Genomic DNA, 8685 nt, shown 5'->3' on the forward strand with positions numbered 1-8685 from the left:
CCAAACGCTCGAAGGCACTGTGCTTATGGACGTCCATACGCGCAGTCTCTTACCGCGCCGGTCAGTTCGAAAGGCGGTTTAGACCGTAGGCGTACGATGTACGGCAGAGGAAAGCTCGATCTCCTGCAGGCTCGTCTCATCGGCGCGCCCTAGATATTCTTCACCAAAACTGCGTCAGACCCAAAATTACACGCCGATCCCCCTCACAACGGGGTCAATCTTCCATGCCGAAACACAACTTCGGCGTGCCGCACAACTGGCGGGCTCTGAACGCGTTCATGCAGGAAGTCCGGCGAATCTGGCTCACTTGCCTACGGCGGCGAAGCCAGAAGAACCGGGACCAGAGCTGGGCTTGGTTCGAGCATGTGACAGCGCGCTTCCCCTTGCCGAAACCTCGGATTACGCACCCATGGACACCACGAGCAGCTTAACGCGGGTTACTTCCGGGAGGAGCCGGGTGCGGGAAAGCCGCATGCCCGGATCTGTGAGGGCGAAGCCGAATGGATTAGCTACTCGACCATCCCCGTGGGGCACCTCCTGGTGGGCTGGGTGGCTTCAACACCCAAACCCTCCCACCAGGAGCTTCCCGTCACAAATCACCCAAATCTCCCGCGTCAGCGGGTTCGTTCAATCCTTCTCAAACGCGCTCTTAATGTGGGGTGCCTGCATGGACACGCGCGGGCTGGACGCCGAAGGCCGGCTTGTCAAATTTTCTGCCGGCGGAGGTGAAGGAAGAAGCTACAACGTCAACCTCGTTGTCCGGTTAGCGACAGCCAAGTGGCGACAGCTCTCATCGAGCCGGCACCGCGCGAAGCCCATAGCGCCGAGGCCCACGAAGCCTGTGGCTTGTGGCATCCGGGAAGCCTTCGGGAGTGGAATGGTCGGGACGCGCGGCAGCAACATGTATCAGGCGATGTCGCCCGTATGCGTTTCGAGTTTCGCGGCCAGTTTGTCCGCAACCTCGACCAGCGGCGCGAGAAACTGATCGCGCGCCTCATCCGGCGTCATGGCGCGGCGCAGATACATGATGTTCATGGCGCCGAACACCTGCGTGTGCGTCCGGATCGGGACGCCGATGCTGAAAAACTGCGACTCGTAGTTATCGCGTGAATAGCTTTCGTCCATCGTGGCATAGCCCCGCGCCCGCACGTTTTCGAGCAGCGCTTCCAATGCATCCGGGGCGCGCGCGAAGGCGAATTCCGGTGCGGGATTCTTCTGCGCGCGCTCCAGGAAAGCTTGCCGTTCCTCTTCCGGGCAGAAGGCGAGATAGGACCGCCCGAGGCTGGTGTAAAACATCGGTGCCCGATATCCCGGCTTGCGGAAAAAGCGCATCGGCTCGGTTTCGCGAGAGGTCTCGATGACCAGCATTGCGTCCTCGTCGAAGATCGACACATCCGAAGGCCAACCAATGGATTGCCGAAATTGCGCCAGATCCTCGGACACAACTGCGCCGATGGCCTGATGCCGGTTGTAGCCAACGCTGAGCTGCAGGGTCTTGCCGGTGACGTGGTAGGTCCGGCTGTCGCTGTCGCGCACAATATATCCGGCATGGGCCAGCGTTGTCAGCATCCGCACGATGGTTGCCTTGTCCAGCGAGGTCAGGCGGTGAATTTCACCCACCGTGGCGTTTCCTGTCGTCTTGCTGATCGCAGCCAGAACGTCGAGCACCCGCAGGGCTGCGGTCACCGGTTGGTAGGCCATGTCAGATCCCCCACATTGTCATTTCCCCAACCGGCGCTTCCATGGATCGAGAGCGGTGCCAAGAGTGAAGTAGATGACGCGACGAGAAAATTCTCCGTTTGCGGCTCTCCCCTGGCCGTTTTTGTGATCGGCGAACAGTCTTTCGAACCGGGTTGCATTTTGCATCAGGAGCATTAAAGTGCAAATGAAATAATATTTCATCTGCTGACGTTTCGAGAATCGGAGGAAGGTCATGGCTGGCCCGATGGCGCCCAATGTCGCGCGAAAGCGTCTCGCGATCACCTCATATGACATCGTTCCGGCGGCGCATGGGCGCGGCGGACACGGTCTTCGGCTCGGCATCGAGCGGCCGCGTCTGACCCATGACTGAGGGCGATGCAATGGACAGTTCGACCTACTCCATGGTCCTTGAGACATCGGAGAAGCTTTTTGCCGGTCGCGGGGGGGGGGGGTTCGACCCCGCGCTTTGGTCAGCCGCCGAAGAGGCGGGGTTTCCACTCGCCCTGCTGAGCGAAGAACATGGTGGATTCGGTTTCTCCGCCCGGGAAGCCTTTGCCCCCGTGCGGGTGGCGGCGGCCTGTGCCGTCGCCCTGCCGCTGGGCGAAACGCTGCTGGCCAACTGGGTGGCGTCGCAGGCCGGGCTGGGAATGCTCGACGGGCCCGTGGCGTTGGCCTGGAGTGGCGTGGAGGCGGTGCCGTTCGGGCGTCATCTGCGCAGGGTCGTCTGCCTGTCCGAACTGGATCGCGGTGTCGGGCTGTCCCTTCTGCATCCCGCCGCCGAACTCTGGCACCCGGGCACCAACCACGCGGGCGAGGAGCGTGATGTGCTGATCGCTATCGAACCGGTCGCGCCGCAGGCTCGTGTCGCAATGTCCCCCGTCGCTCTGCGCGCGGTCATGTCGACCTTGCGCACAGTGCAGATGGCCGGCGCGATCGAGGCGGTTGCCGATATGTGCCTGCGCTATTGCAATGAGCGCGAACAATTCGGGCGCCCATTGGGAAAGTTTCAGGCGATCCAACACCAACTGGCCATTCTTGCGACCCACAGCTGTGCCGCCACCGTTGCCGCCGACATGGCGGTGGCAGCTTTTGAAACACTCGCGACGCAGGGGGAAGAGGTTTTCATTCCGACTGCGGCCGCGGCAAAGCTGCGCGCGGCAGAGGCCGCGACGGCCGCAGCGTCAATCGCGCATCAGGTTCATGGAGCCATCGGTTTCAGCGAGGAATATCCCCTGCATCTGCTGACCCGCCGTCTCTGGTCGTGGCGGGACGAGGACGGTTCTGAATCACAATGGGCCGAGTATCTGGCGAACTGGGCGCAAACCCAACCCGAGCGTGGTCTGTGGCCCGCACTGACCGCCTGCGACCTGGCAAAGGTGGCGTGATGGCACTTCCGACCTTTCCGCTTGAAACGACGACTCCGGCGCAGGCGGCGCTGAGGGATGAGGTCCGCGCCTTTCTCGCCGAAGCGCTTTCGGATCTGCCCGCCCGCGAACGGGCACGATCCTGGACCGGGTTCGACGCAGGTTTCAGCAGGAATCTGGGCGAACGCGGCTGGCTGGGTATGACCCTGCCGAAAGAATACGGCGGCCATGACCGCAGTGCCGTGGACCGGCATATCGTCGTCGAAGAACTGCTCGCGGCGGGGGCGCCCGTTGCGGCCCACTGGATTGCGGATCGCCAAAGCGCGCCCCTGATCCTGCGCCATGGCACCGAGGAACAGCGCCGGACCATCCTGCCGCGCATCGCGGCGGGAACCTGTTTCTTTGGCATCGGCATGAGCGAGGCCAACAGCGGCTCGGATCTGGCGTCCGCGCGGACACGAGCCGAAAAGACGGCTGATGGCTATGTCCTGAACGGAACCAAGCTGTGGACGACATACGCGCACAAGGCGCATTACATGATCGTCTTTTGCCGCACTGGCCAGGCCGAGAGCCGATACGGCGGCTTCAGTCAGGTTCTCGTGGACATGAGCCTTCCGGGGATTTCCGTCAGCCCGGTTCTGGACATCGCCGGAGAGCACCACTTCAACGAAGTGTCGTTTGACAATGTCCTGCTGCCCCCTGACGCCCTGCTGGGCAAGGAAGGCGACGGCTGGGCACAGGTAATGTCGGAACTGGCGTTCGAGCGCAGCGGTCCGGACCGGTTCCTTTCATCCTTCGTTTTGGTGGATGAATTGCTGCGCTGCCACAAACGCATGCCCGGCGCGGCAGAAACCTCCGATCTGGGCCGCATGGTCGCCCGGTTGATGGTGCTGCGGCAGATGTCGCTGTCGGTCGCCGGGCGTCTGGCGCGGGGCGAACAGCCGGTTCTGGCGGCCGCAATCGTCAAGGATCTGGGTGCATTGTTCGAACAGGACGTGCCGGAAATCGCGCGGCGCGTTCTGCGCGAAAATGCGTCGGACCCCGAATATGCGGCGGTGTTTCGGCGCATCCTGCTCGCCGCCCCCAGTTTTTCGCTGCGGGGAGGAACCCGCGAAATCCTGCGCGGAATCATTGCCCGTGGCCTCGGTCTGCGGTGAAGAAAAGGGACGAAAACATGACGCTTGTAACGACGGAGCGTGACGAGGCGGGCATTGTGACAATGACGCTCAACGCGCCGGAAACCCGCAACGCAATCTCGGAATTGCCGATGATCGAGGCGATTCTTGCCGCGCTGACCGAAGCGCAGGCTGATCCGGAGGCCCGGGTGATTGTGCTGACGGGTGCGGGGGTCGCCTTTTCCTCGGGCGGGAACATCAAGTCGATGTCGCCGGGACAGGGGTTGGTGGACAAGGTTCCGGCGATCACCCGGCGCAACTACCGGGCCGGGATTCAACGGCTGCCGCTTGCGTTCGAGGATTGCGACCTGCCCATCGTCGCCGCGGTCAATGGCCCGGCGGTCGGCGCCGGTTGCGATCTGACACTGATGTGCGATCTGCGTATCGCTGGCGCGTCTGCGACGTTCGCCGAAAGCTTTGTCCGCATCGGCATCGTGCCGGGCGATGGCGGCGCGTGGCTGCTGCCGCGCGTCGTGGGTTTTGCGCGCGCCTCGGAAATGGCGCTGACCGGCGACACGATCGACGCGCAAACCGCGCTGAGCTATGGGCTGGTCAGCCGCGTCGTTCCAGACGACGAGCTGTTGAATGAAGCGCGCGCCGTCGCTGGACGCATTGCCGCCAATCCGCGTCATGCCGTGCGCATGACCCGCCGGCTGCTGCGTCAGGCCTATAATCGTGATCTGTCCGTCACGCTGGAGCTGTCATCGGCCATGCAGGCCCTTGCACATGAAACCGATGACTACACCAAGGCGCTTGCGGCCATGCGCGCGCGCATCGAGAAATCGAGATCATGACCGGCGCGCTTGACGGGATCCGGGTGCTCGATCTTTCTCGGGTTCTGGCGGGACCCTGGGCCACGCAGATTCTCGGCGATCTGGGGGCCGAGGTGATCAAGGTCGAACGACCCGGCGCGGGCGACGACACGCGCGCCTGGGGGCCGCCTTCGGCCGAACTGGGCGGAGAGCAGTTTTCGGCCTATTACCTGACCTGCAACCGCAACAAGCAGTCAATCGCCATTGACATTGCCCTGCCCGAGGGGGCGGCGCTCATCCGGCGCATGGCCCGCGAGGCGGATATCCTGGTCGAGAATTTCAAAACCGGCGATCTGGCGCGTTACGGGCTGGACTATGACAGCTTGCGCGCGATCAATCCGCGGCTGATCTATTGTTCCGTTACAGGGTTCGGTCAGACCGGACCCTATGCTGGGCGCGGCGGCTATGATTTTCTGGTGCAGGGGATGGGCGGACTGATGAGCGTCACCGGCAAATCTGCCGACGACCCGGTGAAGGTCGGCGTGCCGGTCATAGATATCTTTACCGGCCTGTACGCCACCATCGCCATTCAGGCCGCCCTGCACCACCGCGAACGCTCCGGTGAGGGGCAGCACATCGATTGTGCCCTGCTGGACACTTCTGTCGCCATTCTGGCCAATCAGGGGATGAACTGGCTTGTCGGCGGCGTGACGCCACGCCCCATGGGCAATTCACATCCCAATGTCGTGCCCTATCGCACATTTGCGGCGGCTGACGGGCATATCATCGTTGCCGTCGGCAACGACAAACAGTTCGGTGCGCTGTGCCGGGTGCTGGGCCGTACCGACCTGGCCGAACACCCCGATTATCTGACCAATGAGCTGCGCAATCGCAACCGCGCGATGCTGGAGCCGGAACTAGAATGCGAGATCTCCAGCTGGAACAGCGCTGAACTTCTTGCCGCGATGGATGCTGCCGGAGTGCCGGGCGGGCCGATCAACCGCATCCAGGCGGTTTTTGCCGATCCGCAGGTGCAGGCGCGCGGCATGGTCGTGCCAGTCGCCACTCCTGACGGGCATGGCACGCCGCAGGTCCGGTTTCCTGCGATCATGTCATCCTCGCCTGCGACGATCCGGCGGGCACCACCGGCGCTTGGGGCTGATGGTGCGGCGATATTGCGTGATCTGGGGCTCGACGACACCGAAATTCAGCTGCTTACCAAGGCCGGGGCAATCTGCTTGCCAGAAGCCAATCAAGGGAGGAAATGACAATGACTCGCCCCACGCTCATCCTGAACGGAGAGGCCCGGGACACGGGATCCCTGGGAACGTTGCCGTTGATGGACCCGGCGACCGAAACCGAAATCGCCCAAATCCCCAAAGCGGGCCGGGCCGAGGCGATCGAGGCGGCGCGACTTGCCGCCGAGGGCTTTGCTGAGTGGTCCGCCGTTTCGCCCTTTGAGCGCAGCAAGATCCTGCGCGCCGCGGCGGCGATCATGCGGGAACAGGCAGACGCCGCCGCCGGCGACATGACCCGTGAGCAGGGCAAGCCCCTGGCGCAGGCGCGGGGCGAATGGATGGTTTCCGCCGATTGTCTCGAATGGTTTGCCGAAGAGGGGCGCCGCACCTATGGACGCCTTGTCCCGTCGCGGGCGGCAAACATGACATGGGCCGTGCATCAGCGGCCCGTCGGGCCGGTCGCGGCCTTCACGCCCTGGAACTTCCCCGCTTTCACGGTGATGCAGAAACTTGCGCCGGCGCTGGCGGCGGGCTGTTCCGTGGTCCTGAAGCCGGCGGAGGAAACGCCGATGACGGCCTGGCGCATCTGCCGGGCGCTGCTTGACGCGGGATTGCCGCCCAAGGCCATCGGGTTGATCTGGGGCGATCCGGCGGAAATTTCCGACACGCTGATCAAGGTGCCGGAGATCCGCAAGGTTTCCCTGACCGGGTCCATCCGCGTCGGGCGTCTGCTCGCCAGCGCCGCCGGCCATGAACTCAAGAAAGTCACGATGGAACTGGGCGGCCATGCGCCGGTGATCATTGCCCGCGATGCCGATCTGTCCCAGTTGGTTCCGCTGGCGGCAGAGTGGAAGTTCCGAAATACGGGGCAGGTCTGTGTTTCGCCGACGCGGTTTCTGGTCGAGACCCCTCTCTATGACGACTTCGTTGCAGGTATGGCCGAGGCGGCCGCGAAAATTACCGTCGGCAACGGGGCAGACCCGAAGACAGCCATGGGGCCGCTGACAACCGCGGCGCAGTTGACCAAGGTGCAGGGGCTTTACGACGACGCTGTCGCCAAGGGCGCGCGTGTCGCCGCGGGCGGTGAACGGATCGGCAATCAGGGCTGGTTCTTTGCCCCGACCGTTCTTGCGGACATGACGGCAGACATGCGCGCCATGAACGAAGAGCCCTTCGGCCCCCTGGCCCTGGTGGCAAAGGTCGACAATATCGACGCCGCGCTGGCAGAGGCGAACCGGCTGCCTGTCGGGCTCGCCTCCTATGCCTTTACGGAGAATTCGACAACACGGCATCGGATCGCTTCCGGCATCAAGGCCGGGATGCTGGGCGTCAATCATTTCGCCCTGGCGATGCCCGAGACACCTTTCGGTGGTGTGCTCGACAGCGGAATGGGGTCGGAAGGGGGGATGGAAGGCATAAGCGCCTATCTGACGCCGTTCCTGGTCACCGCACGGGAATCATAGTGAAACCCTGAGCAGGTTCCGAAAGTCTACGGAAACCAATGTCATCAATGCCCGCCCCCATCCAGATGGGGGCGGGCATTGCAGCAAGATCATGCTTCAGGCGTCTCTTGCGCAAATGCGCCGACGGTGGGCGCTGAAAGTCCAGGCACGCCGTCCCAGCAACCACCTTGTGATCATCGGCAATGACCTGATTTTCGACGATCGGCACCTCATGCGCGTATCATCATCATCGCCGCTCGGCATCGCGTGCTCGTCGCCCAATATCCGCGATGAAGAATGTCCAGACTCGATAAAGCCTTGATCTTTGGCGAAAATCGGTCCTGTTGATTTAGCGGCTCGTTCACCTGGTGGGTGCGATGGGGGCGTTGCAGACGGTGTTGCCGTTCAAATTGGCGGCGACGGACGAATCACTGACCGCGCATGGCGGACTGGCGCTGTTTGGCGAATATCTGCGGTCGATGGGCGTTGCCGGCTTGATCGACCACGAACTGCCCCGTCCCGGCAGCGCGGCGGGATACGCCCCTTCGGTTCATGTCGTACCGCAGGTTCTGATGCTCGCGGGCGGCGGTCGGACGTTGGAGGATTTGCGCGTCTTGCGCAAGGACGCCGGGCTGCGCACTCTGCTTCAACTCGAAGAAATGCCGAGCAGCGACGCCACCGGCGACTGGCTGCGTCGCATGGGCTCGAAAGAAAGCGACGGACTGGCGGGGCTGCAACGGGTGAACCGCTGCCTCTTTCGCCGCTTGCTGCGCCAGGATGATCGCACGGCTTACACGCTCGACATCGACGCGACGCAGATCGTCGCGGAGAAGCGCGAGGCGCGCTACACCTATAAGGGCGAGAAGGGCTATATGCCGCTTGTCGGACATATTGCCGAACTTGGGCTTGTGATCGGCCATGAGTTCCGCGAGGGCAACGCGGCTCCGGCGGCGGGCAATCTCGACTTCCTGCAAGCCTGCGAACGCAACATGCCCAAAAGGGCAAGAGGATCG

8 protein-coding genes are annotated in these 8685 nt (G+C 63.2%); 7 read left to right on the forward strand and 1 reads right to left on the reverse strand.

The window, feature by feature from the left end; all coding sequences use genetic code 11:
* Nucleotides 1-906: 906 nt before the first annotated feature.
* Nucleotides 907-1701 carry an IclR family transcriptional regulator domain-containing protein gene (locus tag EDC64_RS23030; protein WP_132036175.1) on the reverse strand — a complete coding sequence of 265 codons (795 nt, stop codon included), beginning with the start codon at nucleotides 1699-1701 and terminating at the stop codon, nucleotides 907-909.
* A gap of 232 nt (nucleotides 1702-1933) precedes the next feature.
* Here EDC64_RS23030 and EDC64_RS23660 point away from each other — a divergent pair, with 232 nt between their 5' ends.
* The 7 genes from EDC64_RS23660 to EDC64_RS23060 all read left to right on the forward strand — a co-directional run.
* Nucleotides 1934-2071 (forward strand): hypothetical protein, encoded by a 138-nt coding sequence (locus EDC64_RS23660; protein ID WP_165933869.1) that lies wholly within the window; start codon nucleotides 1934-1936, stop codon nucleotides 2069-2071.
* A gap of 10 nt (nucleotides 2072-2081) precedes the next feature.
* The gene (locus EDC64_RS23035) at nucleotides 2082-3086 is read left to right on the forward strand and encodes an acyl-CoA dehydrogenase family protein (protein WP_132036177.1); all 1005 of its coding nucleotides are present in this window, start codon (nucleotides 2082-2084) and stop codon (nucleotides 3084-3086) included.
* Nucleotides 3086-4222, forward strand: coding sequence for an acyl-CoA dehydrogenase family protein (locus tag EDC64_RS23040; protein WP_132036179.1), 1137 nt, complete (start codon nucleotides 3086-3088; stop codon nucleotides 4220-4222). Before EDC64_RS23035 ends, EDC64_RS23040 begins: the two co-directional genes overlap by 1 nt.
* 17 nt (nucleotides 4223-4239) lie before the next feature.
* Nucleotides 4240-5034: a crotonase/enoyl-CoA hydratase family protein gene (locus EDC64_RS23045; RefSeq protein WP_132036181.1), complete on the forward strand. Its 795-nt coding sequence runs from the start codon at nucleotides 4240-4242 to the stop codon at nucleotides 5032-5034.
* Nucleotides 5031-6260: a CaiB/BaiF CoA transferase family protein gene (locus tag EDC64_RS23050; protein WP_132036183.1), complete on the forward strand. Its 1230-nt coding sequence runs from the start codon at nucleotides 5031-5033 to the stop codon at nucleotides 6258-6260. The genes EDC64_RS23045 and EDC64_RS23050 overlap by 4 nt, the downstream gene beginning before the upstream one ends.
* A 2-nt stretch (nucleotides 6261-6262) precedes the next feature.
* The gene (locus tag EDC64_RS23055) at nucleotides 6263-7693 is read left to right on the forward strand and encodes an NAD-dependent succinate-semialdehyde dehydrogenase (RefSeq protein ID WP_132036185.1); all 1431 of its coding nucleotides are present in this window, start codon (nucleotides 6263-6265) and stop codon (nucleotides 7691-7693) included.
* A gap of 356 nt (nucleotides 7694-8049) precedes the next feature.
* On the forward strand, nucleotides 8050-8685 hold a 636-nt coding region (locus EDC64_RS23060), incomplete at its 3' end, for a transposase (RefSeq protein ID WP_207916173.1).

It is taken from the genome of Aquabacter spiritensis, from assembly GCF_004346185.1.
GTDB classification, from domain to species: Bacteria; Pseudomonadota; Alphaproteobacteria; order Rhizobiales; family Xanthobacteraceae; genus Aquabacter; species Aquabacter spiritensis.

Coding starts and splice junctions, on each gene's coding strand:
- EDC64_RS23030 (WP_132036175.1), bottom strand. CDS start 1,701: ATGGCCTACCAACCGGTGACCGCAGCCCTGCGGGTGCTCGACGTTCTG.
- EDC64_RS23660 (WP_165933869.1), top strand. CDS start 1,934: ATGGCTGGCCCGATGGCGCCCAATGTCGCGCGAAAGCGTCTCGCGATC.
- EDC64_RS23035 (WP_132036177.1), top strand. CDS start 2,082: ATGGACAGTTCGACCTACTCCATGGTCCTTGAGACATCGGAGAAGCTT.
- EDC64_RS23040 (WP_132036179.1), top strand. CDS start 3,086: ATGGCACTTCCGACCTTTCCGCTTGAAACGACGACTCCGGCGCAGGCG.
- EDC64_RS23045 (WP_132036181.1), top strand. CDS start 4,240: ATGACGCTTGTAACGACGGAGCGTGACGAGGCGGGCATTGTGACAATG.
- EDC64_RS23050 (WP_132036183.1), top strand. CDS start 5,031: ATGACCGGCGCGCTTGACGGGATCCGGGTGCTCGATCTTTCTCGGGTT.
- EDC64_RS23055 (WP_132036185.1), top strand. CDS start 6,263: ATGACTCGCCCCACGCTCATCCTGAACGGAGAGGCCCGGGACACGGGA.